This window comes from Anaerotruncus sp. G3(2012), assembly GCF_000403395.2.
In the GTDB taxonomy this organism is placed as follows: domain Bacteria; phylum Bacillota; class Clostridia; order Oscillospirales; family Ruminococcaceae; genus Anaerotruncus.
Genome location: NZ_KE159668.1, coordinates 285,389 through 311,896, shown reverse-complemented (window position 1 = coordinate 311,896; position 26,508 = coordinate 285,389). Strand labels below are relative to the sequence as shown.

Below are 26,508 nucleotides of genomic sequence, written 5' to 3'. Positions count from 1 at the left end.
GTGTGACATTGGCTATACTTTTTGTCACAGGTCTCTACTCTTTATATTCGCACGCTCCCAAGGAAACTAAAGCGGTTTTGAAAAAAAATCTTTAAAAAGTTTCCGGATGTGAAACCTCATATAAACCAGCTTTTCAAGCGGGTTTTGCGTTCTATACGTCCATAAGGTCACAGTTTTCGGGTAAAAATTTCGCTCTCTTCGAGCAGGGCTTCCACCGTCTCGATCCCCAGCCGGCGCAGCAGTTCGATCACATAGGGATTGTCGATCGGGGTTGGGAAAGCCGCTTCCTCTCCATAGGCTGCAACGTTTTTCCGCCCCTGTTCGGTTGGGATTACCCGTTTTGGCCCGCCGACGCATCCTCCGGGACAACCCATCCCTTCAAAAAAGTTGGCGCTGGCGGTCCCGTCGAGCACCTCCTGCATCATCTGCCTGCATGAGGGAACCCCATCCGCGCTGCGGACCCGTACCTCAACCTTTCGATGTGGGTTGAGCCGTTCCACCGTTGATTTCACCGCTTCTCCTACTCCGCCCGCATGTGCATAAATCCGGCCTGCGCGGGAGGAATGGTCCTTCTCCTCATCCGGCAGGGTGGATGGGTCGATTCCGGCGGCCAGAAATACCTCGCGGATTTCCTCAAAGGTCAGCACATAATCCACCGCCCCCACAAGGTCAGGTTCACGGGCTTCGGCCTTTTTGGCAAGGCAAGGTCCGATAAAAACGGTGAGCGCATCCGGGTGGAGAGCCTTTACCGCCCGTCCGCAGGCAACCATGGGGGAAACCGACGGGGGCAAATGCGGGATCAGCTGGCTGTAAATTTTGCGGATCATCCCGATCCAGATCGGGCAGCAGCAGCTTGTGAGCTGATAGTCCCCTTCCCTGCGTATATTTTTATCAAATTCAAATGCCTCTTTCAGGGTGAGGATGTCGGCAAAGAGAGCCACCTCCACCATACCATCAAAACCAAGCCGCCGGAATGCGCTGCGCAGCCTGCCGGGTGTGACCTGCGGGCTGAACTGCCCATGAAATGCCGGGGCAACAAGCGCATAGGCCAGGCCCTGATGGTTGCGGACTGCTTCAAGTGCGGCGACAATATCCTTCCCCGCTACAATCTTATGCCCCCGGCAGGCTTCCACGCAGGCGGTGCAGCCGGTACAGCGGGTCATGTCGATTGCAATGTGACCGCTTTTGTCCGGAACGGCCGCGTCAAACCCACATGCTTCTACGCAGGCAGGGGTTCCGTCCGGGCAGTCGCATTCCGCCAATTTCCAGACAATCGGATATTTTTGAGGGCTGAGCAGGCAGTCAAGCTGTTTGGGGTCATATTCTTCGCTCGCCCGGATCTGGCGCACCGCCTCGGGCAGGTTGCGCCGCACTGCTGCCGCCAGAAGTGTCTGATAAAGTTCGTCAAAAGTTGCCATAAAAACGCTCCTTCCGGTACTGGAAAACAGAGGCGGCATCAATTCCTCCTCTTTCGATTTCCAGAAGATAGCGTAACCACAAAGGGGATTTTTATGTAGAATCCTCGTTTATCGCTCTAAGAACCTGTATTCATAATCAGAGGATGCCGGATGGGCGAGGGATTTTGCTGCCCTGCAAGGCGAAAAAACGCAGACAATACTTTGTGTATTGCAAGATTTTTCAACGCGGCAGGCCGGCAAAAGACCCGCTCAGACGGTGTCGAATGGTTGTGAATACGGGTTCTAAAATATAGGTTCAAATGGCGGCGATAAAGTCAAATCCTTGCAGCATGGGGCATACAATGACCCATAAAAAGATTGTGTAATTATAAATTCTAATTCATCCTCTTTTTTACAATTTATTTTACAATTTTCAATTTAGGAAAAAGTGTAAGAGACATTGCGTTGCACTTTAAAATGTGCTAAAATAAGGATAAAATGTGCGATGTATTCCCTAAAACCAGTGGACGGGTTATGGAAGCAGGCCTTTTTTGATGGGCCTGTGAGCGGGCGGTAGAGAGGGAACATCTACAGAGTTTTTTCAGCGGGAGCGATTCGATGAGCGATTTGCAGCGTTTGGAAACAGTACTGGACCAGATTACCAATAGTATCATTTATGCTGTCCGGCAGGATACCCATGAAATCCTCTATTTTAACGCACAGGCTAAAAAGATGGCGCCGCAGATCGAGCGGGGCCGTATCTGTCAGGAGCTATGGGCGGAAACCTGTAAGGACTGTCCGCTCGAGAAGATCGGCGAAAAGGACAGACATGTTGTCCAGGGCTACAACAGCCCGTTTGGCGGCAAGGTCGATTTTTCGGCCACCCGTATCACCTGGGGCGAAGATATTCCGGCTTTTATGGTTGTCATTGACCCGCGTCGGATGACCAAGGAGCAGCAGAAATCGGAATTTGAGCTTCAGAGGACATTTGCTGCGATCTCGCAGGTGTATGAGATGATCGTCTCGATCAACCTGACGCAGAACACCTACTCGATCGCCGGGGCGGAAGGGCTTCGCTCCAAACGTGAGATCGCGCCCGAGGGAGATTTCGGGCGGTGGGTGTCATATGTAAAAGAGCGTATTCGTCCGAATTTCCGGGAGAATTTTACCACGATGTTCCAGAGGGAACGGTTGCTTGAGCTTTATCGCGCAGGGGATGCAGGACCTTATATGGAATGCATCGAGATCGTCGAGGACGGAACCGACCGATGGGTGATGCTCCGGGTGGTTTGGATGGATAATCCTTATGATGACGATGTTCTGGCTGTGGTGCTCTGCCGCAGTATCAACCGGGCAAAGCTGGCTGAAGAACGGCTCAAGGAGCATGAGCAGCTTGAACAGAAGCGAAGCCATTATCGGGTGGCGGTTGAGAGCACGCAGGACATCATGTTTGAATACATACTGGCAAAGGACACCTTTGTTGCCTATGAACCGCAATGGAAGGATGGCATGAAAACGATCAGCCGGGTCGAGCTTTCCGGCTTTCTTAGCCGGATGCAGGAGTATGGTCTGGTCCATCCAGAGTATGAGCAGCAGTTCCGGGATATGCTGAACGGCGGGGTAGTCGGGCAGTTCGAGGTTAAGATGCGTTCACCTACCATGGATGACTTCCACTGGTTCCGGATCAGCGGAGAGGCGATCTACGGGGACGGCGAGATCGTCATGATGGTTGGTACTCTGCGGGACATCAATGAATACAAAGTGATGGAGGAGCGCCGCCGGGATCTGGAGCAGGTTTGCAGCTTCACGGTGAGCCGGGACTATAACCTGGTCGCGACCCTTGATATGAAAACCGGCCTGTATGAGATCAGCTTCACCACCCTGCGTGCGGAGGTGTTCGGGGTTTCTCATTCCGGGGTCTATCAGACAGCTCTGGATACGATCGCGCAATATGCGCTCTATCCGGCAGACCGGGAGGAATTCTCCGAAAAACTCAGTGTCCATTCTCTTTCCTCCCTGCTCGAAAACGAGAAGGGGAAGGAAAAACGGTTTTATTTCCGTATCCGGGGAAATGACGGGGCCTATAGCTGGCGGTGCGTCCGGTATGTTTATCTGGACCAGTTCAGCCACAAGGTACTCTTTACTGTGCAGGACGTGCAGGAAGCCCGGGAGGCCAAAGATAAGGAAATGATGGCCACCCAGATGTTCGTGGCTGCGGTCAGGGGGCTTTACGACATTATCTTCGAGGCCAATCTTACGACCGATGCCCTCTATGAGCTTCGGTATAGCGACGAGGGAATTATCCGCCATCTGGTTCAAAAGAATCTGCGTGAGATCCTGGCCGAACGGGAGCGGTCGTTAATCCATCCGGATCATCAGGAACGGTACCGCAGCTGCATGGACATCGACCAGATGCCCCGAAAGCTGGAGGAGCAGCCGCACATCTATTTTGAGGTGCTGCGCAGAAGCAACAGCGGGGCCTACCACTGGGTTGCGATCCAGATTCAGCGTCTGGTGCAGGATAGCGACAATTACCGGGTTCTAATCTATATGAGGGACATCGACGCCACCCGCCGCGAAGATGAGCGAACCCGCCAGGCGCTGCGGGATGCATTGCTGCTTGCAGAGAATGCCAACCACGCCAAGACAGACTTTATCTCCCGCATGTCGCATGATATCCGTACCCCGATGAACGCAATCATCGGCATGTCGGCGATCGCCCGGGCCAATCTGGATGACCCGGAAAAGATTTCTGACTGCTTGAACAAAATCGGAATTTCGGCAAAATTCCTGCTTTCACTCATCAATGACATCCTGGATATGTCCAAAATCGAGAGCGGCAAGGTCCGGATTTCCCAACGGGAATTCCACCTGCGGAATATGGTGCAGGACATCTCCGCGGTGATCTACCCGCAGGCGGTGGAACACGGCCTTGCGTTCGACCTCCAGATCGACCAGTCGGTTCCGGCGGTCTGCATCGGGGATGAGCTGCGGCTCAACCAGATTCTGATGAACCTGCTCGGCAATGCTCTGAAGTATACGCTTCAGGGTCGGATTTCGTTTTTTGTGGAGCTGGCCGGTACGCAGGATTCTCGCGCGCTTCTCCGGTTCCGGGTGGAGGATACCGGCATCGGGATGAGTGAAGAATTCCAACGGAAGATTTTTGAACCGTTCGAACAGGAGGTTCAGGAGAGCGGGAAGGTGTTCGAGGGCACAGGGCTTGGTATGACGATCACCAAAAACCTCGTCCAGCTGATGGGCGGAAAAATCTGGGTGGAGAGCGAACGGGACAAGGGCAGCCGGTTCACTGTCGAACTCCCGCTCGAGATCGCCAAGAACAGCCTCGAATGCGCCGCATACACCGGAGAGGAAAACCTGAAAACGCTCCGGGTGCTGATCGCAGACGACGATACGATCGCCTGTGAACATCTCCAGACCATTCTGAATACCTTCGGGATCCGGGCCCATTGTGTCAGTTCAGGCACCGATGCGGTCCAGGAGATCCAGCAGGCGCGGCAAGACGGGAAACCGTATGATGTTGCATTTATTGACTGGCGGATGCCCGGGATAGACGGGATTGAAGCGGTACGGCAGATTCGCAGGGATGAAAACGCCCATACCCTGCTGATTGTCATGTCCGCTTACGACTGGGCTTCGATTGAGTATGAAGCCCGCACCGGTGGGGTCGACGAGTTTGTCAACAAACCGGTTTTCCCTGAAAATATCCGTTGGGTGCTGACCAAGGCACTTCGGGAAGACCCGAACTCTCTGCGCAAGCAGGCGGAGCCGGAATATCAGTTCAACGGTGAACAGATACTGCTGGTCGAGGACAATGAGATCAACCTCGAGATCGCCAAAACGCTGCTCGAGATGAAAAATCTGAAAGTAGATGCCGCCCGCAACGGTCTGGAAGCGGTCGAGCTGTTCCGTGATTCTCCGCCGGGATATTACAGAGTCATCCTTATGGACATCCGGATGCCGGTAATGGACGGAACCACAGCAACCCGGGAAATCCGTTCGATGGACAAAGCGGATGCCCAGACCGTACCGATTGTGGCGATGACAGCGAATGTCTTTGAAAAGGATGAGGAAACCGCTGAACAGATCGGGATGAACGGCTATCTGATTAAGCCGATTGATACAAAAGCCCTTTACCGGAGCATCCACCAGCTCCTTTATCAGGGCGTTGAGAAGCTGTTTTCTTAAAAATTTACATATGGGCATAGGAAAGGAGAAACAGGGCCATGCAGTTTGCAGAGCTTCTTTCGGAAATGGGGATTAATGAAGCCGAAACACTAGAGCGGTTTGGCGGTATCCAGATGCTGCTGGAAAAGATGTTGAAAAATTTTCTCGATGACCAAAACTTTGCCGGACTGAAAGAGGCAGTAGAACAGGGGGATGCAGAGGCTGCGGAACACGCTGCCCATACGCTCAAGGGGATGTGCGGCAACCTTGGAATGGCTGAATTAAGCCGGCTTAACGCGGATTTTGTTGACCGGCTGCGCGGCGGAGACGCCAGCGGGATGAAAGAGGACCTCGCCGGGATCGCCAGGGAATATGAGCGTATCGTGGGACTTTTGAAATCATATTACAAGGTATAGTCGGGACAGCGTGGAGGAGACGCACTGGCCGGAACAGGAGGGAAAGATGGAGCAGGATAAAAAGATACTGATCGTGGATGATTCCAAGATGAGCAGGGTAATTCTGAAAAAGCTTTTCGAGGAAGAATACGAGATCCTGGAAGCGGAAGATGGCAGGGTGGCGCTGGATATTCTGGAAGAGGAGTACCATTCGATAGCGGTCGTGTTGCTGGATAACATCATGCCCGAGATGAACGGGATTGACGTTCTCCGCAAGATCGCGGGAAAATATAAATACCATAATATTCCAGTCGTCATGATTACCGCAGAAACGAGCGAACGGCTCGGTATCGAGGTTTACCGTCTTGGCATCGCCGACCTGATCTCCAAGCCCTTCAATCAGGAGCTGGTCAAACGGCGTGTCCAGAATATCATTGAGCTTTATGACTACCGCTGCGAGCTGGAATGGACAATCGCCGAGCAGATCAACGAGATTGAGGAGCAGTCCCGCAAACTGCGCCGGTCCAACCAGTTCTTCATTGACACATTGAGCACAGCGGTAGAGTTCCGCAGCAGCGAATCGGGCGAGCATATCTCGCGGATACGCAATGTCACCCAGCTGCTTTTGGAAGCGCTGGGGCAGCAGGAAGCGCAGTACCGCTTCAACAGCGATATGATCGAGATTATCAGCAACGCGGCTGCCATGCATGACATCGGGAAAATCGCGATCCCCGACGCGATCCTCAATAAACCCGGACGTTTGACCCCCGAGGAGTTCGAGCTGATGAAAAGCCATACAACAAGGGGCTGCGAAATCCTCGAAAAGCTCTCGTCGGTGCAGCTCGAGGAGTACTATCGGTTTAGCTACGACATCTGCCGCTACCATCATGAGCGGTGGGACGGCAACGGATACCCTGACCACCTCAAAGGCAGCGACATTCCGATCTGGGCGCAGGTGGTATCAGTTGCAGATGTTTACGACGCGCTGGTGAGCAAGCGGGTTTATAAACCTGCGTTCAGCCATCAGACAGCGGTTGACATGATCCTCAATGGGGAATGCGGCGTCTTTAACCCGATGCTGATGAATATCCTGCGCCTGATCGCCCCGCAGCTTGAAAAGTTCTACGCCGGGAACGCACTGCCGGCAGATGAGCCGTTTGAATTCCGGTAAGCAGAAGCGCGAAGGAGGGAACATCTGTCCCCTCCTTCGTATTTTCCGCAAGAGCATCTTCATGAGAGAGCGGAGGAATTTTGATGAAATATCCTAACAATTCTATTCTGGTGGTGGGGCAGGCGAAGCCCAGCCGGGATGACGCAATCTATATGACACATGGGGAATTCTACATCAGCTTGGTGGTGGAGCGGGATTCCGGGTGGATTCTGGATGTCGAATGCAACACGATCCTTTCGGTGACGAGCGATTTTGTGGCATCCATGTTCGTGGGCAAGAACCTCAGAACCGACCTTCAGGTGCTCGAAGCAGAGATCCGCAGCCGGTACTTTGCGCTGACCCAGAAGCCGCTGATTGCCTGCATGAAGGATGCCTACCACCGTTATATAGCGGTAACAGGGGAAAATTGAGGAACCGTTTCCATCTATATTGAAAGATAGGGCTTTTTACAAAGAAAAAGCCCTATCTTTGTTGTTTTCAAAGCGACAATTCACCCTTTCCTCACTGCGAACCCCGGTAAGGATGCCGCTCTGTGCCATTTTTTAACAGGCGTATCTCTGGATACGGAACAACCACAGGACAATCAAAGAGGTGGCTTTTTTGTCAAAAGCCACCTCCGATGATAACGGATGTCAAAGGATCACTGCAATCCCTATGCGCTGGAAAGGATTGAGAGAGCCCTTTTATACAGAACAGAATTCTCAGGCGAACAGCGAGATGATGAACAGCAGGATGATGATCGTGATACCCATTGCGGCAGTCATACCGGTCTGGCATTTGTAAGCATCCTCTGTCTTCATGTCGGAGAACTGGGAGACAACCCAGAAATAGGAGTCGTTTGCGTGGGAAGCGACCATCGAACCAGCACCAATCGCCAGTACCACCAGCACCTTTGCAACCGGCGAGGTATAGCCCATCGTTTCCATCAGAGGGGCCATCATGCCCGCGGTGGTAATCATCGCGACGGTAGAAGCACCCATCGCCAGTTTGAGGATCATTGCGATAACGAACGGGATGATAACGCCCAGACCGGAATTGACCAGCCCGCCTACCGAGTCAGCGATTGGCAGGAGCTTCAGGATCGCGGCAAACGAGCTGCCTGCACCGGTGATCGCCAGAATCCCGGCAGAATCAGTGACACCCTGTGTAACCCAGTCGAGGGTCTTGCTTTTCTCGCTCTGCGGGATCAGTGTCATGGCCAGGAACACGCCCAACAGGAGCGCGACCACCGGGTTACCGATGAACATGACGATCTGGTAAGCGGCACCCTCGCCAAGCGGTTTGCTGGGGAAATCGACGATCGAGGCAATCGCGATCAGGATAATCGGGAGCAGGATCGGAGAGAAGCTATGCAGCGCGCCGGGCAGTTTGCCGTATTTCTGCTGCAATTCTTCCAGTGTATACTCGGAATTCGCAGGGATTTCGACCTTGCTGGAAACCACTTTCGCCCAGATAATCGCTACTGCCACCGCAGGGATCGAGACGATCAGCCCGATCAGGATGGTCAGCCCCAGGTCCGCATTCAAGGTACCTGCCATCGCGATGGGGCCCGGCGTCGGGGGAACCAGGCAGTGTGTGGCGTACAGGCCGCCGGAGAGAGCGGTCGCCATCACAGCCAGCGAGATGTTGGACTGCTGTGCCAGCGCGCGGCTGATTGGGGACAGAACCACGAATCCGGAATCACAGAATACGGGGATACCGGTGACATAGCCCATCGCACCCATTGCAAGGACGCTGTTCTTTTTGCCGACGATGTTCAGAATCGCGTTTGCCATGGTGAGCGCTGCGCCGGTTTTCTCCAGGATGGTACCGATGATTGTGCCGCAAAGGATAACAATACCGATACTTGTCATGATGCTTCCGAAGCCGCCTTTGACCTCATTGACAACCTTGGTGGGCGTAATCTCGGATTCCGGGAAGATCGCCCCCCAGATCAGGCCAACTGCAAGCGCAACCACCAGCATGACGACAAACGGATGCATTTTCAGTTTTGAGATAGCGATGACCATCGCTACCACCGACAGGATGATAAGCGCGAACAAGAAGAATGTTTGCATGTCTACTCCTCCTTTTATTGCAAGGCTCGAAGGCCCTGTTTACGTTTATAATGTTCCAAAAGCAGCCGGACCAGATATTCCTGCTGAAAACTGGTGCAGCCGGCAAGTCCCAGCGCTTCCAGGAGCCTGTGCACCCGGTATTGCAGGGTATTTTTATGGATAAACAGCGCGGCAGCAGCCTTGGATACACTCCGGTCGTTGTCGTAGTACCCCTGCGCTGTTTTCATCAGCACCTCCTGCTCACGGCTGGGAAAAGCGGCATTCAGCTTCTGATAAAAACTGTCGATGAACTCCGCTTCGGTGACCGCAGTATGATAAAGTATGTAATGGCATCGGGTGTCCAGCTCCCGGATGTCGTTGAACGGCTTCGAGGAGGTCAGGTCCAGAATCACAAGCTGCTCGTAAGAGCTGTGGACATCCCATAAGGTTTTGCAGGGTTCTCCCAGGCAAACGCGGTACGGAACACCGTCCCAACCGTCCAGCTGGCGCACAGCCTCGTCCAGAGCAGGGTTGCCATGGCTGCATAACAGCACGATCCGATCCTCCACAATCCCCCAGACATCCCGGTTCGACCGCAGAACCCCGCGGGAAAGCAGCCAGTTGATTAAAGATTCCTGCCTCTGCTCCAGCATAGCTCTGGCGGGCGGCGAGATAATCGCTACCGTCAGCGGCAGTTCAAGATGGATCCGCAGCGATTCGAGCAGCGCTTTCGCATCCGCAAGCGCTGTATCCGTCGGGGCGAGCAGGTTCTGCAACAGCCGCCCCCGCAGCCCCTGTTCCGCCAGATGCGGAATGGTCATCGCTTCGAGCTGGTAGTATTTAGCGGCATACAGTTCCAAAAGCGGCGCCAGATATTGCAGCTCCTGCTGGGTACCAAAGATACCGACTGCGCCGATTACCGAGCCGTTCACGCGCAGAGGCATGTTATAGCCCTCTCTTGCGCCGGGATACTGCCCGAGCTGGTCCTTCCGGATGATGACCTGCCGGCCGGTTTCAATGGCTTCTTTCGCGCCCTGATGGAAGCTGCCGACCCGTTCCTTTTCGGTGGAAGCAACAATCGTCCCATTCACATCCATAATGTTGACGGTACGTCCGCCCAACAACCCGGAGGAAACCTCTACCAGCTCCTTGGCGACCTTCTCAATCAGCATGGGCGGCCCTCTCGCCTCATCTCAGAAAAACGCAGTCACCGGAGCCCATATGGCAGCTCTGAACCGCTGTATTGCCGCGGACCGCGCATTCCGCCCGCTCCCCCGAACAATGGCTTAACCCCAGAATTTCCAGCCCCATCTCCTGCAAACGTGAGATGGTGGAATCGATGCGGGCGCTCTCGGCTTCCTTGAGATGGGTGCCGCCAAAAACAGCGTAAACCGGTTTTCCGAGGGCCTGATGGACATGCTCGATCATATTCAGGATGCCGGGATGCGAGCAGCCCACCAGAACTGCCAGCCTGCCGTCGACCTCCAATGCCATGCAGATTTCATCCTCAAAGGCATCCGGGACAAACCCGTCCCCGACCTGCCGGACAAAGCGCTGCGGGATCGTTTCAAGCGCATGGGTCCGCGGGAACCCGCCCACCAGATGGACGCCGGGGAATATCTCGACCACCCCGGAAACCTCCCTGTGGCAGATCGCGTGCTCCTCCAGAAACCCCTCGGAAAACCCTGCGGACAGGTCGGTATAGCGCAGGCCGTCACAGGCGAATTTTTCCTCGAAAAAGCAGGGGCCGGTATAGAGCAGCCGGCTGCCGCCGCCCAGCTCCACCAGGGAGCGGAACCCTGCCGCATGGTCGTAGTGGCTGTGGCTCAAAACCACAGCGTCCAGATTGCGCACGCTCCGGCCGAGCCTTTGCGCGTTAACCCAGGGATTCGGCCCGGCGCCGCAGTCAAAAAGAATCCGGCAGCCCTCCCGTTCCACAAGGTAGGACAGGCCATGCTCGTGAACCAGAGCTCTGTGTTCCGAAGGCTCGTTGTCCATCAGGGCTGTGATACGTACCATTCCAAAACCACCCACTCTCTGAAATATTTATTGAATATTGCCATGAAACATTCGATTCCTCATATTTTATGTAGATATTATAGCCTATATTTCTCCAAAATGGAATACCCTTTGTTTGGTTTACAGACTAAAATATTACAAAATTTTGAACGCTGCTTTGTGCTGGAGATAAAAAACCACTGCTCTGCTGGAAATCCTTGCAATTCCGGGACAGCCTGTATATAATTGAGAAAAACGCAGGAGGGGATTTTGGATGATTCGCGCATTTTGGAAGAGCAAACTGGCGGTTGGTGCCGTAATGGTGGTCTGCCTGGGGCTGGCTGTGGCGGTCTGGGTGCGGGACCGGGAATATCCCGTTTACATTCCCGCGATCGCTTCACTGCTCCTGCTCGGCATCGGATATTTTGCCGGACGGCTGCTGGGAAACCTCGTGGCCGGAACCCAGAACACCCGCTGTCTGGGCCTGCTGCACCTGGACCTTGATCCACAGGCTTTTCTGGCAGAATACAAGCAGATTCCGGGGCGGCTGAATCCCAACAGCCGGGATTTCCCGATCGCCAGCGCCTGCCTGGCAGACGGATATGCCGCAGCCGGGGAGTTCGATCAGGCCATCGAGACCCTGTGCGGGGCTTTCCGGAATGTGAAGAAGGGCGATCAGGCGCTTCGGGCTTTATATTATAACAATCTGTGCGGCTACGCCCTTTCCAAGGAGGACCTGGTGTTGGCCCGTCAGGCGGAGCAAAAGCTGGAACAGATCGTGAAAGACTGCCGCGATTCCAAGTCTGCCCTCTCAGAAAATATGGCGCTGAACCTGCGGATTCACCAGAACCGGCGGGTCTGTCTGGAGGGCGGCAGGGTGGAAACCAGCTGGCTGGAGGAACAGCTCCCGCAGTCAACCTACCGGATGCGGCGGCTGGACCTTCTCCAGCTTCTGGCCATGTGGTGCCTGCGGAGCGGCAAAAAACAGGCTGCACAGGACTATCTGCTGCGTCTGCGGCAGGAGGCGGGGAAAACTTGGTACGGTTCCTGGGCTGCAGAGCGGCAGCTGGCTTCTGACGAGCCGCGCAGCTAAGCCATGAAATGGATTCCGGACCGCTCTGCTTGAATTTTGCCCGCATACGTGGTATAGTCAAAGAACCTGAAAGGGATCGTCTGCTTTTGTGGCTTTATCAGGGGATTTTTCATCCGCCTCCCCTTTTGGCCAGCTCACCTGTCAGGCCAGGGCCAAAGCCGACGGGCCTTTTTACCTTTCTATATGTGATCTTTTGGAGGATTTGATATGTCGTATCAGGAACAGCTTGCTCTCTGGCTTGCGAAGGCTGGGGAGGACCCCGATCTGATTCAGGAGCTGGAGCAGATCAAATCAGATGCCGGGCAGGTTTCCGACCGGTTTTACCGCAATCTGGAGTTCGGCACCGGCGGATTGCGGGGCGTCATCGGTGCGGGGACCAACCGCATGAATCTCTATACGGTCCGGCGGGCCACACAGGGGCTGGCGGACTATCTCAACGCATCCGGCCTGCCAAAGTCTGTGGCTATCGCACACGACAGCCGCATCAAGGGGGAACTGTTTGCCCGGGAAACCGCCCGGGTGCTCGCCGCCAACGGTATCACAGCCTTCCTCTATCCCCGGCTGGAGCCTACGCCGGCCTTGAGCTGGGCGGTCCGGTATCTGGGCTGTGGGGCTGGTGTGTGCATCACCGCCAGCCACAACCCCGCCCGTTACAACGGATATAAGGTCTACGGCGCGGACGGCTGCCAGATCACGCCGGAGGCTGCCGGCCAGGTGTTGGCCGCCATTGAGGGAATCGACTGTTTCGATGGTGTCCGCCTAGTGGATTTTGAGGAATCCCTACAGGCGGGGAGCATCCAGTATATCCCGGACGCCTGCCTGGATGCCTTTGTGGACGCGGTGCTGGCTCTGCGCCCCGGCAACGACGTTTCCGACCTGAAACTGGTCTATACTCCGCTGAACGGTACCGGGCTGGAGCCGGTCAAAAAGCTGCTGGCCAAAATGGGGGTCCGGGACGTGACCGTCGTTCCGGAGCAGGAACTGCCCGACGGGAATTTCCCGACCTGCCCCTATCCAAATCCGGAGATCCGGGAGGCCATGGAACGGGGGCTTGCCCTCTGTGAGCGGGTGCGGCCTGACCTGCTGCTGGGCACCGATCCGGACTGCGACCGGATGGGAGCGGCAGTCCCGGATGGCAGCGGTGGATACCGGCTCATTAACGGGAACGAAATGGGCATCCTTCTTTTTGACTACCTCTGCCGCACCCGGATCGAAAAAGGAACAATGCCTGAAAACCCGGTGGCGGTGACCACCATTGTCTCGACCGACATGGCCACGCCGGTGGCAGCGGCCTACGGTGTGGAGCTGCGCCGGATGCTGACCGGCTTCAAATACATAGGCGAGCAGATCGGTCTGCTGGAAGCTGCGGGGGAAGCCGACCGCTATCTCTTTGGATTTGAGGAGAGCTATGGGTATCTTTCCGGGGCGCACGTCCGGGACAAGGACGGGGTGAACGCGGTGATGCTTGCCTGTGAATGTGCGGCATGGTACCGGGGGCAGCAGATGACTCTGCTGGACGCGCTCCATGCACTCTATCAGAAATTTGGATTTTATCAGAACAGCCTGTTGAGCTGGGCCTTTGAAGGGCAGGATGGGATGCGGGAGATGAAATCCCTGATGGACTCTCTGCGCACAGCTCCGCCCGCCGAAATCGCCGGACAGAAGGTCCTCCATCTGGTGGATTATCAAAACGATCCCACCGGGCTGATTCCTTCGGACGTGCTCGAATTCCGGCTCTCCGGGGATACCAAACTGATCGTTCGGCCCTCGGGCACAGAACCGAAACTGAAACTCTACCTCTCTGTCCGGGGTGAAAGCGAGGCGGAATCTCTGGCGGCACTGGACGCGCTGACCGCCGGGGCAGCCGCACTTGTGGGAAAACAGGGATGAAGGAGGCCCCCGTCTATGTTGGCGGGTTTGTCGGAAAGGAAAATCCACTATGGAACGTCTTCAGATTCGAAATGAGACAGAAAAAGATTACGCCATTGTAGAACAGATCACGCGGGAAGCATTCTGGAACCTGTATGTACCGGGATGCGAGGAACACTATCTGGCGCATATTCTGCGGGGACATGCGGACTTTGTTCCGGAGCTGGATTTTGTCGCCGAGCTGGACGGTCAGGTGATCGGGAATGTGATGTATACCAAATCCACCCTGACCAGCCAGTTGGGCAGGAAAAAACAGATCCTGACGTTCGGCCCGGTCTGCATCCATCCGGACTTCCAGCGCAAAGGGTACGGAAAGGCTCTGTTAGAGCATTCGTTTTGCAAGGCGCTGGAACTTGGATATGACCTGATTGTCATTTTGGGCAATCCCGGCAACTATGTCGGCCTCGGTTTCAAAAGCTGTAAAAAATACAACATCTGCATGGAGGGCGGCATATACCCGTCCGCCATGCTGGCGAAAGAGCTGAAGCCGGACGCGCTCTCTGTAGAAGAGGGGCCATGGACCTATTCCGACAGCCCGGCCTATCACAGCGTCGACAGCGCGGAGGCGGAGCGGTTCGACCAACAATTTGCACCCAAAGAAAAACGGTATCAGGCTTCTCAGGAAGAATTTTATATTCACAGCCATTCTTTTATACAGTGAAGCCAGCCATCAGACAGCCAACCACCAAAAAACAGTTCAAAGGAGCCTGTCAATGAAAATGGAAGTTGCAAACTTAACCCCGCAAATTGCTGTGGCAAGCAAGAGAACAGCAGTAAGCATGCGCAATATCCACGAAGCCATAGGCGAGATGTGTGGGAAACTTTTGGCGTATTTATCCGAACAGGGCAAAGAGATGTCCGGACCTCCATATCTGAAATATACGAATATGAAGCCTGACTTTTCCGAATTTGATATTGAGTGGGGATTTCCTGTTGCAGACCCTGTCCCGGACTTTGGCGAGTTTTACATGACCAAAACATACGGGGGGAAAGCCATCCTCATGACGCATAAAGGCCCATACCCCACGCTCGAAAGGGCATACTCCGCAATTATGGCATATGAAAAGGAACATTCGCTGGAGAATACCGGGGTTTCCTACGAGATTTATTTAAACGATGCCGACAAAACACCCGCGGAGGAGCTGCTTACGCAAATCGTCTATCCCATCCGTTAGAGCCAAGTTTTAAAAATCCTATCTGCTATCTATAAAACCAAAAGTTTTGTCCATCTTTGTTTTGGCCTAAGAGCCGGTGCTCCGCGCCGGTTGGCCTTTACGCGCCGCAGAGGCGGCAGTCAAATGCGGTGAGGGGCGGAGTCCCCGCCGTTGATCTTGAGACAGAAAGAGAGGGGCTCCCATGCCACAAAAACAAAAGGGTATCCTTCTGATGATCCTGTCGGCATTTTTGCTGTCGGTAATGTCGGTGGCAATCCGCTGCATCAACGAGATTCCTGTCATGGAGCAGATGTTTTTCCGAAATCTGTTCAATGCCCTCGTCGCCTGGGTGATTCTCCGCAAAACCGGCGGCTCCTTCTTTGGCCCGCGCAGGTATCAGCTCCTCCTGTTTCTGCGGTCGGTCTTTGGATTTTTTGCAGTGTCTGCTTCGTTCTATGCGTCCGGACACGCCAATCAGGGCGATGTGGCAATCCTCCTGAAAACCTCCCCTTTCTGGGTCACGATTCTGGCGATGGTTTTTCTCAAGGAAAAACTGCTCCCAGTGCAGATCCCTGCGCTGATCCTCGCGTTTGCGGGCGCGGTGCTGGTTGCGCGGCCCGGCTTCAACTCCAATGTCCTGCCGCTGCTGATGGCGTTTCTGTCTGCGGTTGCAACCGGTGTCGCTTATACGCTGCTCAGCTATTTCAAGGGCAAGGTGGATACCATGACCATCACCATGTATTTCTCGACATTTTGTATGCTGGCGGCATTCCCCCTGATGCTGTTCAACGGATTTATCCTGCCCGACCTTCGCCAGTGGCTGTTCCTACTGCTCATTTCGGCTTCCGGTTCGTTCGGATTGATCCTTGTGACCTATGCCTATCAGATGGCGCCCGCAGCGGAAATCAGCATCTACGACTATTCGGGGATTCTCTTTTCCATCCTGCTCGGCTGGGCCGCGCTCGGGGAACAGATTCCCGCGACCTCGCTGCTGGGCGGGGCACTGGTGACCGGCGGCTCGGTGATGGTCTATCTGTACACCAACCGGCGCAGCAGAGAGTCGGCCGCCCAGCACAACGCCCCTTCGGAAAAAGCCGAGTAAAGCGCCTGAAAAAACGCCCTCTGGAAACCCAGAAGGCGTTTTTTTATTTGTTATTTCACAGAGAACCGGTAGATTGTAGCATGTGCATACCGGTCCCCCTTGCGAAGGATCGGGCTGTCCCACTCCGGATGGTTGACCGCATCGGGCGCATACTGCGTTTCAAGCGCGATCCCTGCCCGCTGCTGATACCAGCAGCCTTCCTTCCCACAACTGCTTCCATCAATAAAATTGCCGGTATAGACCTGCATACAAGGACTGTCAGTATAACACTCCAGCAGGCGTCCGCTCTCCGGGTCGTAGAGTTCCGCGCTCAGAGCGAGTGTTCCATCCGGATGGTCAAGCACCCAGTTATGGTCATAACCATTCCCGTAGATCAGCGCGGGATAGTCCTGCCCAATCCGCTCCCCAATCCGGTGAAACTCCCGGAAATCCATCGGCGTCCCCGCTACCGGCAGCACCTGCCCGGTCGGGATGCTCTCCGCGTCCGCTTCGGTAAACCGGCTGGCATACAGCTTAAGCTCATGTCCCAAAATATCTCCCGAGGCGTGCCCTGACAGGTTAAAATAGGAATGGTTGGTCAGGCTGCAAACGGTGTCCGCATCCGAAACCGCCTGATATTGCAGCTTCAGCGCATGATCCTCCGAAAAGGTGACCGCCACCGAAATCTCGAGCCGGCCGGGATACCCTTCCTCCCCATCCTCGCAGACACAACGCAGCGTCAAAACATCCTCGCCGTCCTGCTGGGAGACCTCCGCATCCCAGAGCTTGGATTCCAGCCCATGCACCCCGCCATGCAGGTGGTTTTTTCCGTTGTCGTTGCAGGCGAGCTGGTACGCCTTCCCATTCAGGGTAAACCGCCCGGCCTTGATCCGGTTGCAGCACCTGCCGATCATTGCCCCGAGAAAATAGGCATGTCCTTCATAGCCCGCTCCGCTGTCAAAACCCAGCGCCACGTCGGCAAACGCCCCGTTCCGATCAGGCACCCTGATCGAGACGATCGCACCTCCAAAATTGGTAATTTCCACCTCACTCCCCGCGCGGTTTCTGAGGGTGTAAAGCACCGCTTTTCCACCTTTGCTGGTGGTGAAAAATTCCCGTTCTGTGATAACTGCCATCTGACCCATCCTCCTCTTAGTCATGGAAACGCTGAAAAAATCGTTTGGACCTTCTTCAAGCCTGCGGCAATAAGTCTGCTTACGGCAACCCCGCTTCCAGTTGCCGCGCTGGCGGCTTTTACCCACAATTTTTAGCGGCATTCTTCTGCTGCAATGACCAGCAGGGTACCATCTGTGACGGTAATCCGCGCATATTCCCCCACAAATTCATTGCTGACGCCGATCGGCAGGCTGGGCGTCAGTTCCGCATCCCGAAGGGGGTATTGCAGCCCTTCGAGCGTGACACCCCGGCAAGGCCCGTCCCACGCGAACACCGAAAGATGCCATCCATCGAGCCTGCGCAGGACAAGGGTGCCGCACCGCACCGCCCACGCCCGGTTCCGGTTGGAGAGAATCTGTCCCGACGCGCCCTGCCGGCAGAGCCAGCCGAGCGCCTGTAGGTTGGCGACCGTGTGGTCGAGCCTGCCGCCGAACCCACCGACCAGCAGGAACTCCCGGAACCCTTGTTCCAGGCCGACCCGCAGCCCAAGCATGGTATCGGTATCATCCTTCTCCGCTGGGACTTTCTGCACCGGGATTCCTCCCGGCACCGGCCCACCCAGCGAATCGAAATCCCCAACCGCGAGGTCGGGACGTACGCCGAACTGTGCCGCTGTCCGGCATCCCGCGTCACAGGCGATCACAAAATCCCCCGGCCCCACCTTGACTTCGACCTGGTCGCAGTCGGAAAGCGGGCCGCCCGAAAACAGGATACATCTGTTCATCGTTTCAGCTCCCATTCTCTGATCTTCTTTGCATCCTCGTAAAGGGCGCAGTAGCTCGCGTGTCGGGACGGGTGTATCCTGCCTTCCTGCACTGCCTCAAGCACCGCGCAACCCTTTTCCACCGTATGGGAACAGCCGGTGAACCGGCAATCCCCGGTAAATTCGGCAAATTCGGGGAAACACTCCGCCAGCTCTTCCTTCAGGATGACCTCATACCGCTCCAGCTCGACTGCCGAAAAGCCGGGCGTGTCCGCAATATAACCATCCTTGCCGATCCGGAACAGCTCGACATGCCGGGTGGTATGCCGCCCCCGCCCGAGCTTCTGGCTGGTCTCGCCGGTCGCGAGGGCCAGCCGGGGATCGAGCCGGTTGAGCAGGCTGGACTTCCCAACCCCGGTATTCCCGGAAAAGGCACTGATCCCATGGGAAAGCGCTTCCCGCAGGCGGTCCAGCCCCTGTTCGCTCTGGTTGGAAACCGCAAGCAGGGGGATGCCTGCCATCCGGTAGACCTCCTCCATCCGGTCGGGAGCGCCAAGGTCGCTTTTGGTGATGACCAGCATCGGGGAAATTCCTTTGTGACAGGCGATCGCCAGCATCTTGTCGATTACAAACGGATTGGGCGCAGGGTCGGCGACCGATGCAACGACCACAAAGGTATCAAGGTTGGCTAGCGGCGGGCGCACAAGCTGGTTTTTGCGGGGCAGGATCGACTGCACCTGCCCGGTGGCCTCGCCGGTCGGCTCAACGGTCACCCGGTCACCGACCAGCGGGCTGACCCCCTCCTTGCGGAACAGCCCCCGCGCCCGACATTCGTATGTAGCGCCCTCCGACTCCACATAGTAGAATCCCCCGGTCGCTTTGACGATCAATCCGCTCTGTGTGTTCATACGGCCCCCCATTGTTCCGGCGCGGGCGGCCTCGATCCGGAAGCCGCCCGCGCGCCTGTAGACTGTAGCCCTCTCACTCGGAGAAGTCCTCTGTGAAATCCGCCAGTATGCGGTGTCCCTTTGCCTCAAAATCCAGCTCATAGACCTGATATTCCGCCCCATCGATCAGGATGCTGATTTCGGAAATCTGGTCCGGCTCCCCGGAAAAGACCGGTTTCCATGTCTTCGCCTCGGACGGGTTCACCTGCTCCCGCTGGATCTGGATGCCATCCTGAAGCGCAACCAGTTCGACCATCCGGTTGACCTGCTCAGGCAGCGGGATCATCACGGTCAGCCGGATGCTTCCCCCGCTGTTGCCCGCGACCTCCAGGTCGATCACCGTGTTCTGCTCGACCTGCGAATCCTGTGCCACCGACTGGTGGATAATCGTCCCCTGCGGTTCGTCGCTGCGCTCGTCATAGGTGATCTTACCGATCCGCAGCTTATAGTTATCCAGCAGGGTTTTCGCATCATTCAGGCTGATACCGGTCAGGTCGGGCACCGTTACCAGCGTCTCCTCCCGCCCCATGCTGACATAGAGGATCACCGTTTCGTCTGCGGCGACCTCTGCCCCCGCTTCGGGCAGGGTTTTGATAACCCCGCCGGACGGGATGCTGTCGTCAAACAGCATCTTCTCTTCGTAGTTGATGCCCCATTCGTTGAGCTGGGCGACCACCTGCGCGGAATCCTGCCCGACAAAGCTGGGCAGGCGGGTGGTGAGCTTACCAGTACTGATCTTGACCTTGATGGTCGAGCCGACCTTAACCTTACTGCCCGCGCGCGGCTCCTGGTCGAAGATCACCCCTTTGCCGTATTCGTTGTTGTATTCCAGCTCGGTGGGATCGAGGTTAAAGTTGGCGTACTTGGGGGAAATCTTCACGTTGTCCCATTTTTCCCCCACCAGGCTGGGGACGATATCGTCCTCGACCGATACAAACGGGTTGTTCAGATAGATCATCCAGCCGATAAACGCCGCTGAGACGATCACGAACGCGGCGGTCACCCCCGCCAACACCGGGATGATCGGGGCACGCCTGCTTCTTCTCTTTTTCTTTTTGCGCTTGTCTTTCACTGTTTTCTCCTTACGCGCGCTCTGGATCGCATCCGAATACCGGCTCTCGGCGGCAGGGCTTTTGACGTCGAGGTATTTGTATTCGAAAAGGATCGAAGGATCGCGCTTGAACTCGTCGATGTCGCGGAGCATCTGCGCCGCGCTCTGGTACCGTTTGGAGAGCTCCTTCTCCATCGCATGCATGGTGATTTCCTGCAGGCCCTCGGGGATCGAGGGGTTCAGCTCCCGGGGCAGGACGGCTGTACTCTGTATCTGCTTGAGCGCAACCGAAACCGGGGTGTCCGCCTCGAACGGGACCCGGCCGGTGAGCATTTCGTAAAGGATCACCCCAACCGCATAGAGGTCGGTGCGGGCGTCGATCGCGCCGCCTGCCGCCTGTTCCGGGCTGATATAGTGCACCGAGCCGATCGCTTTGTCGGTGAGGGTGCGGGTCTCGCTGCGGGCGAACCGCGCGATCCCGAAATCGGTGATCTTGATCGTCCCATCTGACAGCAGCATGATATTCTGCGGCTTGATGTCCCTGTGGACAATGCCCTTGTCGTGCGCGTGCTGGAGCGCCCGGAGGATCTGGACGGTAAAATGGACTGCCTCTTTCCAGCGGAGCACCTTCTGCTGCTCGATATATTCCTTGAGGGTGATCCCGTCGATATACTCCATGACGATCGACTGCATCCGGTCGGAAAAGCTCACGTCGTAGACCCGCATGACATTCGGATGGTTGAGCACCGCCATTGCCTTGCTCTCGTTCTTGAACCTGCGGCGCATATCCTCATTATTCATATGCTCTTCCTGCAGAATCTTGACGGCAACCACCCGGTTTTCGAGCACGTCGTACGCCTTATAGACGTTCGCCATGCCGCCGATGCCGATGATCTCCATGACCTCATACCGGCCCTCGAGCTTTTTGCCTAAATATTTATCCATCAAATGGTTCCTCCTACTTTGCGACGATGACGGCGGTAATGTTGTCGGCGCCGCCTGCCTTGTTCGCCTCGTCGATCAGCAGGAAAAGGTCCTGCTCGCTGGTACAGGTGGTAATCAGAGCGGCATGTTCCTCCGGCGGGGCATAGTTATATAGCCCGTCGGAACAGAGCAGAAGCTGTCCTTTGCGGAAGGCCCGTTCGGTATATTCCACCTCGGTGCTGCGCTCCACTCCCAGAGCGCGGGTGATGTAATTGCGCTTCGGATGGTTGCGCGCCTCCTGCTCAGAGATCTCGCCGCTGTCGATCAGCAGCTGCACCACACTGTGGTCCCGGGTCAGGCGCTGTGCAGCGCCAGGGTTCTCCCCATCATTCTCAAAGAGATAGAGACGGCTGTCTCCCGCGTGGATCGCGCAGAGCAGGTCTCCCTTCACCACAACCGCGATCACTGTTGTACCCATCCCGTCGAGCGATTCGTCCCGGCATCCCATCTCATAGACCACCGCATTTGCCGCAGCGGCTGCCGAGATCAGCAGCGACTTGACCGACCCGGCCGGAAGCTGCGGGGTCAGGCCGCGGGTCAGCGCCTGGCCGATCACCTCTGCGGCCTTGGCGCTCGCAACATGCCCGCCCTTCTCGCCGCCCATCCCGTCACAGACGATCGCAAAGGCGGTTTCCTCGTCAACCACCTTGTAGGCATAGGTATCCTGATTGGTCGCCCGAACCCGTCCCCGGTCGGTCCCTCCATAAATCTTGATCAATCGAAAGCCCCCTAAAAGAGATGTGTATACTACGTCGCCCGAAAGCCCGCACCTCGGAATTTTATATTGATAACCGCCGCGTCAGACATCGAGAGCACCGCCCCTCGACCGCGCAATTTTTTGCTCCGGCCTGAGAGCTTCCGCTCTGCACCGGTTGGCCTATGTACGCCGATCTCCGCGCTAAGAGCCTCATCCAGCGGCAGTGAAAGAAAAGAACAGATAAAAAGCGCACTTTGCCCCATCGGGGTGGGGCCTGCGGGGAGGGGCCGCTGACCCCTAACCCGCAAGGCGCATCCTGCCCGAGTGTCGCGTGAAACGCGATCTCGGCCCAAGAGCCGCCTGCGGCGGTTGGCCTCGAAACGCTCGCTGCGGCTCGCAGTAAGGCGCATCCTGCCCGAGTGTCGCGTGAAACGCGATCTCGGCCCAAGAGCCGCCTGCGGCGGTTGGCCTCGAAACGCTCGCTGCGGCTCGCAGTCCGGGCTGAAAGCCCGAGAAGCGACGGGTGTTGTTTTGGTCTGGAATTCAAAACAACATGCGCCCGGTGGCCCCTATCCCGTAAGACAGCCCGCAGGGTCGTCGCGGCGTATGCCGCGATCTCGGCCTAAAAGCGCTTGTGGCGGTTGTCCTCGAAACGCTCGCCGCGGCTCGCAGTCCGGTGCCCTCTGGGACCGAGAAGACCCAAGGAAGGCACTTGCGCCTGTAAGTTTAGTCCAGAACCAAACTTACGTTGTCTCAATCCCCGCCACCTTTTCAAAGGTGGACGAAACTTTTGGTTCTAAAAGCCTGTTCCGCATTTATTCCTGCAAGGGTTTTTTTTCACTTGCCAAAAGCCCCCTCTTGCCGCTTCGCGGCAATTCACCCGAAAAAAGCGCTTCACAGGAGAAAGCGTTCCGCGCTCATCTCGCGCCAAGAGCCCGCCTTCGGCGGGTTGCGCTCGAAACGCTTCGCTGCGGCTCGCAGTGCGGAGCGCGTCGAGGGCGCTGCCCCTCGACCCCGCAGTTTTTTGAAAAAAATTGAGTAAAACTTTGGTTTTGGGAAAAAAGCGGCACCCGGCCCGGAAGGGAGGGGCCTACGGGGAGGGGGCACCGACCCCTCGCCCGTAAGGCAAACTGAGGGGGCGTCGCGGCGTATGCCGCGCTTCGGACCGCAGGTCCGAGAAGTCCCCCGAAGAAGGGCGCTTGCGCCCCGGAAGTTTGGTCGGGAATCCAAACTTCCGTTGCCTTTGACCCCCTCGCCCGCAAGACAGCACGCAGGGGCAGCACGCTTTGCGCGATCTCGGCCTAAGAGCCGCCTGCGGCGGTTGGCCTTGAAACGCTCGCTGCGGCTCGCAGTCCGGGCCAAGGAAGGCGCCTTACGCCTGCAAGTTTGGTCTGGGGGCCAAAAACTTACGCTGTCTCAGTGTCCTGCCTGCGCAGCTGCCCGCAGGCGGCCGCAATATCTGTCCCCAGTTCCCGCCGGATGGTCGCGTTGACCCCCAGCCGCTCGAGCTGCGCCTGGAACGCCTCGATCCCCGCGCGCTTTCCCCGGCGGTACCCGGTTTCAGCCACCGGATTGACCGGGATCAGGTTGACATGCGCCCCCATCCCGCTCAGACGGGAGGCCAGCTCTTCCGCGTGTGCGGGCGCGTCGTTCACCCCTGCAATCAGCGCGTATTCAAACGAAATCCTGCGCCCGGTCTGCTCGAAGTAGTCCCGGCAGGCGTCGAGCAGATCGTCCATATTGTACCGCTGGTTTACCGGCATCGACTGGCTGCGGATGCTGTCGTTGGGCGCGTGCAGTGAAACCGAAAGGGTGAGCTGGAGCTTTTTCTCCGCAAGCGCCCGGATCCCATCCACCAGCCCGCAGGTGGAAAGCGAGACATGCCGCAGGCTGAGGTTGATCCCCTCCCGGGAGGAAAGGATTTCGAGAAACGCCATCACATTGTCGAAGTTGTCGAGCGGCTCCCCAATCCCCATCAGTACGACATTGGAAATCCGTCCGCGCAGATCCTGCTGGGCGGTATAGACTTCATCAAGCATCTCGGAGGCGGTCAGATTGCGCACCCAGCCCGCCAGCGTGGAAGCGCAGAACCGGCAGCCCATCCGGCAGCCCACCTGTGTCGAGATGCAGAGGGAGGCCCCATGCTTATACTGCATCCGCACCGCCTCGACACAGTTGCCGTCCCGCAGCTCATAGAGATATTTTACCGTACCATCTATGCTGGAAACAAGTCTTTTTTTGATGCGGATGGTGTTTATGTAGAATTTTTCGTCAAGCTGCCCGCGAAGCGGGGTTGGCAGGTCGGTCATTTCGGCAAAAGTAGACACCTGTTTCTGGTGCAGCCACCGGTAGACCTGCCGGGCGCGGAATTTTGGCTGGCCCATCCGGACAAATTCCGCTTCGATCCGCTGTTCTGTCAGAGACTTGAGGTCACTCTTTTCCATGCTGTTCACCGCTTTTTCAGGACGGATATGAAAAATCCGTCGGTATCCGCCGCTTCGCCGGTACAGGTGCGCTGAGATTCAAGCGTGAACTCAGGGTTCCCCTCGAGGAACCGCGCGACGGTCTGTTCGTTCTCCTCGGGGAGCAGGGTACAGGTCGAATAGACCAGACTGCCGCCCGTCTTTAAATAGTGTGAGGAGGTTTGCAGGATTTTATACTGAATTTCCGGAAGATTCCGGACCGATTCCCAACTTTTATACTTGATTTCCGGCCTGCGCCGGATCACCCCAAAGCCGGAACAGGGAACATCACAGAGTACCCGGTCAAAGCTGCCGAGTGCGGGGTCATAGATCCCCGCGTCTCCCGCGGACGCCCGGATACACTCGATCCCAAGCCGCTGTGCCCCCTGACGCACCAGCGCGGCACGTTTGGGATGCAGGTCACGGGCGACCAACTCCCCCTCGTCCCGCATCCGCTCGGCAGCGGTGAAGGACTTGCCGCCCGGCGCCGCACAGACATCCAGCACCCGCTCGCCCGGTTGGGGATCAAGCGCAGCGGCACAGAGCTGGGACGCCCGGTCCTGCACATGGAACAACCCCGACCGGAACGATTCCAGGCGTTCGATCGGTACTCTGCCCTCGACCGCGATACAACCGTCCGGCTCCGTTTCCACGGTGCAGGGAACCCCCTCGCCAGTCAGGATTTCCGCCAGCCGTTCGGGGGAAACCATCAGGGTGTTGGCGCGCAGATAGAGCGGCGGACGCCCGATCGACTGGGAGAGCAGCCGCAGGCAGGCGGGTTCCCCATAGGCTTCAAGCCACCGGCCGACCAGCCACGCCGGGCAGGAATATTCCACCGCGAGCTGTTCGGCGCGCCCACCGTCCACCGGGGGGATGCGCTTTCCATCCCGCAGGAAACTGCGCAGAACCCCATTGACAAAACCGGACGCCTTTGCCTGTCCGAGCGCCTTCACCAGATTGACGCTCTCATTCACTGCCGCGTAATCGTCCACGCCGTCCATCCAAACAAGCTGGCAAACCCCAGCCCGCAGCGTCTCCCGCACCTGCGGGGACAGGGCTGTGAGCGGCCGCGCACTGTACTGTTTCAGGATATGGTCGATGGTCAGCCGCCGCTCGAGCGTTCCGTAAAAGAGCGCAGCCGCGAATGCGGCGTCCCGCGCATCCAGACGGTTTTTCGTGGCCAGTGCGTCGATCACAAGGTTGGAATAGGCATTCTCCGTACTCTGACGCAGAAGCGCCTGCACAGCGGTTTCTCTCGCATTCTTCATCTGTTCCCTCCGGTTTCAGTCTCGGTTGCGGCTGCGGGAGATCAGTACCAGCCGCAGCAGCTGTGCCAGCGAGACCACCAGCGCGGCCACATAGGTCAGTGCGGCGGCCTTAAGCACCCGTTTGGAGCCGCGCAGCTCGGAGGACTCCAGAAACCGCTCCTTCTCCAGCGTGCGCAGCGCGCGGGCGGAGGCGTCAAACTCGACAGGCAGGGTCACGAGCTGGAAGATCGCCGCCAGCGAAAAGAGCAGCAGCCCGATGTTGCAAAGCGGCTGATAGCTCAGGATCAGCCCTGCCACAAACAACGGGATCGAGAGCTTGGAGCCAAGGTTGGTCACTGGGATGATCGCGGCGCGCAGCTGCATGGGGGCATATTTCTGGGCGTGCTGGACTGCATGCCCGCATTCATGAGCCGCTACCCCGATCGCCGCCACCGAGCTGCTGCCATAAACGTCGTCCGACAGGCGGATCACGCCGCTGCTCGGGTCAAAATGGTCGGTGAGTTTCCCCGCAATCCGTTCCACCCGGACCTGCTGGAGGCGGTTTGCATCGAGAATCCGCCGCGCAACCTGTGCGGCTGTGATCCCGCGCGACGAGCGGACTTTGGAATACTGGTCAAACGTGCTGGAAACCTGCATCTGAGCCCAGCTCGCGAACAGCAACGCCGGGACGACCAGAATCAGATAATAAAGGTCAAACATACAGCTCCCCCTTGTTTGAAGTTTTGAGGCCCTAAACGCTTTGCCAATCTTGATCGCCGGCCCAAGAGCCACCGCTTCGCGC

Annotated in this window: 21 protein-coding genes; 9 read left to right on the top strand and 12 right to left on the bottom strand. The window is 56.9% G+C overall.

Annotated elements, in window-relative coordinates; translation table 11 throughout:
* Positions 1–167 precede the first annotated feature (167 nt).
* Complete coding sequence (locus C814_RS13235; RefSeq protein WP_031219656.1) at positions 168–1,418, bottom strand: [Fe-Fe] hydrogenase large subunit C-terminal domain-containing protein; 1,251 nt, start codon at positions 1,416–1,418, stop codon at positions 168–170.
* A gap of 597 nt (positions 1,419–2,015) precedes the next feature.
* Here C814_RS13235 and C814_RS22300 point away from each other — a divergent pair.
* The 4 genes from C814_RS22300 to C814_RS13220 all read left to right on the top strand — a co-directional run bounded on the left by C814_RS22300 (position 2,016) and on the right by C814_RS13220 (position 7,558).
* Entirely contained in the window at positions 2,016–5,603 is a 3,588-nt protein-coding gene (locus C814_RS22300; protein WP_016315836.1) for a PAS domain-containing hybrid sensor histidine kinase/response regulator, read from the top strand.
* 38 nt (positions 5,604–5,641) lie between these two features.
* Positions 5,642–5,998 (top strand): Hpt domain-containing protein, encoded by a 357-nt coding sequence (locus C814_RS13230; RefSeq protein ID WP_016315835.1) that lies wholly within the window; start codon positions 5,642–5,644, stop codon positions 5,996–5,998.
* 46 nt (positions 5,999–6,044) lie between these two features.
* Complete coding sequence (locus tag C814_RS13225) at positions 6,045–7,148, top strand: HD domain-containing phosphohydrolase (RefSeq protein ID WP_016315834.1); 1,104 nt, start codon at positions 6,045–6,047, stop codon at positions 7,146–7,148.
* 83 nt (positions 7,149–7,231) lie between these two features.
* Positions 7,232–7,558, top strand: a complete 327-nt coding sequence (locus C814_RS13220; RefSeq protein ID WP_016315833.1) for a DUF3870 domain-containing protein — start codon at positions 7,232–7,234, stop codon at positions 7,556–7,558.
* A 291-nt stretch (positions 7,559–7,849) separates the two neighbouring features.
* On the opposite strand, the gene C814_RS13215 is transcribed toward C814_RS13220, so the two are convergent.
* The 3 genes from C814_RS13215 to C814_RS13205 are packed head-to-tail and all read right to left on the bottom strand — an operon-like array spanning position 7,850 to position 11,203.
* A complete protein-coding gene (locus C814_RS13215; RefSeq protein WP_016315832.1) occupies positions 7,850–9,205 on the bottom strand; it encodes a GntP family permease in 1,356 nt (451 codons plus the stop codon).
* Between the two features lie 14 nt (positions 9,206–9,219).
* Positions 9,220–10,356: a CdaR family transcriptional regulator gene (locus tag C814_RS13210; protein WP_016315831.1), complete on the bottom strand. Its 1,137-nt coding sequence runs from the start codon at positions 10,354–10,356 to the stop codon at positions 9,220–9,222.
* A 16-nt stretch (positions 10,357–10,372) separates the two neighbouring features.
* Positions 10,373–11,203, bottom strand: a complete 831-nt coding sequence (locus C814_RS13205; RefSeq protein ID WP_016315830.1) for an MBL fold metallo-hydrolase — start codon at positions 11,201–11,203, stop codon at positions 10,373–10,375.
* 253 nt (positions 11,204–11,456) lie between these two features.
* Here C814_RS13205 and C814_RS13200 point away from each other — a divergent pair, with 253 nt between their 5' ends.
* From C814_RS13200 to C814_RS13185, 5 genes are all read left to right on the top strand, one after another.
* The gene (locus tag C814_RS13200) at positions 11,457–12,275 is read left to right on the top strand and encodes a hypothetical protein (RefSeq protein WP_016315829.1); all 819 of its coding nucleotides are present in this window, start codon (positions 11,457–11,459) and stop codon (positions 12,273–12,275) included.
* A gap of 207 nt (positions 12,276–12,482) precedes the next feature.
* Positions 12,483–14,165, top strand: coding sequence for a phospho-sugar mutase (locus tag C814_RS13195; protein ID WP_016315828.1), 1,683 nt, complete (start codon positions 12,483–12,485; stop codon positions 14,163–14,165).
* A 49-nt stretch (positions 14,166–14,214) separates the two neighbouring features.
* Positions 14,215–14,865: a GNAT family N-acetyltransferase gene (locus C814_RS13190; protein ID WP_016315826.1), complete on the top strand. Its 651-nt coding sequence runs from the start codon at positions 14,215–14,217 to the stop codon at positions 14,863–14,865.
* A 52-nt stretch (positions 14,866–14,917) separates the two neighbouring features.
* Positions 14,918–15,379, top strand: coding sequence for a GyrI-like domain-containing protein (locus tag C814_RS22295; RefSeq protein ID WP_016315825.1), 462 nt, complete (start codon positions 14,918–14,920; stop codon positions 15,377–15,379).
* A 181-nt stretch (positions 15,380–15,560) separates the two neighbouring features.
* Positions 15,561–16,460, top strand: a complete 900-nt coding sequence (locus C814_RS13185; protein ID WP_016315824.1) for a DMT family transporter — start codon at positions 15,561–15,563, stop codon at positions 16,458–16,460.
* A 50-nt stretch (positions 16,461–16,510) separates the two neighbouring features.
* Here C814_RS13185 and C814_RS13180 read toward each other — a convergent pair whose 3' ends face one another.
* The 8 genes from C814_RS13180 to C814_RS13145 all read right to left on the bottom strand — a co-directional run bounded on the left by C814_RS13180 (position 16,511) and on the right by C814_RS13145 (position 26,426).
* Entirely contained in the window at positions 16,511–17,575 is a 1,065-nt protein-coding gene (locus C814_RS13180) for an aldose epimerase family protein (protein ID WP_016315823.1), read from the bottom strand.
* A 131-nt stretch (positions 17,576–17,706) separates the two neighbouring features.
* Entirely contained in the window at positions 17,707–18,339 is a 633-nt protein-coding gene (locus tag C814_RS13175; RefSeq protein WP_016315822.1) for a thiamine diphosphokinase, read from the bottom strand.
* Entirely contained in the window at positions 18,336–19,226 is an 891-nt protein-coding gene (gene rsgA, locus C814_RS13170) for a ribosome small subunit-dependent GTPase A (RefSeq protein ID WP_016315821.1), read from the bottom strand. Before rsgA ends, C814_RS13175 begins: the two co-directional genes overlap by 4 nt.
* A 73-nt stretch (positions 19,227–19,299) precedes the next feature.
* Positions 19,300–21,261 (bottom strand): Stk1 family PASTA domain-containing Ser/Thr kinase, encoded by a 1,962-nt coding sequence (pknB, locus tag C814_RS13165; protein ID WP_016315820.1) that lies wholly within the window; start codon positions 21,259–21,261, stop codon positions 19,300–19,302.
* A gap of 13 nt (positions 21,262–21,274) precedes the next feature.
* Positions 21,275–22,018 (bottom strand): protein phosphatase 2C domain-containing protein, encoded by a 744-nt coding sequence (locus C814_RS13160; protein ID WP_016315819.1) that lies wholly within the window; start codon positions 22,016–22,018, stop codon positions 21,275–21,277.
* 1,385 nt (positions 22,019–23,403) lie between these two features.
* Entirely contained in the window at positions 23,404–24,441 is a 1,038-nt protein-coding gene (gene rlmN, locus C814_RS13155; RefSeq protein ID WP_022788396.1) for a dual-specificity RNA methyltransferase RlmN, read from the bottom strand.
* Positions 24,442–24,446: 5 nt separating this feature from the next.
* A complete protein-coding gene (gene rsmB / locus C814_RS13150) occupies positions 24,447–25,727 on the bottom strand; it encodes a 16S rRNA (cytosine(967)-C(5))-methyltransferase RsmB (RefSeq protein ID WP_016315817.1) in 1,281 nt (426 codons plus the stop codon).
* Between the two features lie 15 nt (positions 25,728–25,742).
* Positions 25,743–26,426, bottom strand: a complete 684-nt coding sequence (locus C814_RS13145) for a zinc metallopeptidase (RefSeq protein ID WP_016315816.1) — start codon at positions 26,424–26,426, stop codon at positions 25,743–25,745.
* Between the last annotated feature and the right edge of the window lie 82 nt (positions 26,427–26,508).

Bases quoted from the DNA above. Each gene is read 5' to 3' on its own strand.
- C814_RS13235 (WP_031219656.1), bottom strand. From the start codon at position 1,418: ATGGCAACTTTTGACGAACTTTATCAGACACTTCTGGCGGCAGCAGTG.
- C814_RS22300 (WP_016315836.1), top strand. From the start codon at position 2,016: ATGAGCGATTTGCAGCGTTTGGAAACAGTACTGGACCAGATTACCAAT.
- C814_RS13230 (WP_016315835.1), top strand. From the start codon at position 5,642: ATGCAGTTTGCAGAGCTTCTTTCGGAAATGGGGATTAATGAAGCCGAA.
- C814_RS13225 (WP_016315834.1), top strand. From the start codon at position 6,045: ATGGAGCAGGATAAAAAGATACTGATCGTGGATGATTCCAAGATGAGC.
- C814_RS13220 (WP_016315833.1), top strand. From the start codon at position 7,232: ATGAAATATCCTAACAATTCTATTCTGGTGGTGGGGCAGGCGAAGCCC.
- C814_RS13215 (WP_016315832.1), bottom strand. From the start codon at position 9,205: ATGCAAACATTCTTCTTGTTCGCGCTTATCATCCTGTCGGTGGTAGCG.
- C814_RS13210 (WP_016315831.1), bottom strand. From the start codon at position 10,356: ATGCTGATTGAGAAGGTCGCCAAGGAGCTGGTAGAGGTTTCCTCCGGG.
- C814_RS13205 (WP_016315830.1), bottom strand. From the start codon at position 11,203: ATGGTACGTATCACAGCCCTGATGGACAACGAGCCTTCGGAACACAGA.
- C814_RS13200 (WP_016315829.1), top strand. From the start codon at position 11,457: ATGATTCGCGCATTTTGGAAGAGCAAACTGGCGGTTGGTGCCGTAATG.
- C814_RS13195 (WP_016315828.1), top strand. From the start codon at position 12,483: ATGTCGTATCAGGAACAGCTTGCTCTCTGGCTTGCGAAGGCTGGGGAG.
- C814_RS13190 (WP_016315826.1), top strand. From the start codon at position 14,215: ATGGAACGTCTTCAGATTCGAAATGAGACAGAAAAAGATTACGCCATT.
- C814_RS22295 (WP_016315825.1), top strand. From the start codon at position 14,918: ATGAAAATGGAAGTTGCAAACTTAACCCCGCAAATTGCTGTGGCAAGC.
- C814_RS13185 (WP_016315824.1), top strand. From the start codon at position 15,561: ATGCCACAAAAACAAAAGGGTATCCTTCTGATGATCCTGTCGGCATTT.
- C814_RS13180 (WP_016315823.1), bottom strand. From the start codon at position 17,575: ATGGCAGTTATCACAGAACGGGAATTTTTCACCACCAGCAAAGGTGGA.
- C814_RS13175 (WP_016315822.1), bottom strand. From the start codon at position 18,339: ATGAACAGATGTATCCTGTTTTCGGGCGGCCCGCTTTCCGACTGCGAC.
- rsgA (WP_016315821.1), bottom strand. From the start codon at position 19,226: ATGAACACACAGAGCGGATTGATCGTCAAAGCGACCGGGGGATTCTAC.
- pknB (WP_016315820.1), bottom strand. From the start codon at position 21,261: ATGGATAAATATTTAGGCAAAAAGCTCGAGGGCCGGTATGAGGTCATG.
- rlmN (WP_022788396.1), bottom strand. From the start codon at position 24,441: ATGGAAAAGAGTGACCTCAAGTCTCTGACAGAACAGCGGATCGAAGCG.
- rsmB (WP_016315817.1), bottom strand. From the start codon at position 25,727: ATGAAGAATGCGAGAGAAACCGCTGTGCAGGCGCTTCTGCGTCAGAGT.
- C814_RS13145 (WP_016315816.1), bottom strand. From the start codon at position 26,426: ATGTTTGACCTTTATTATCTGATTCTGGTCGTCCCGGCGTTGCTGTTC.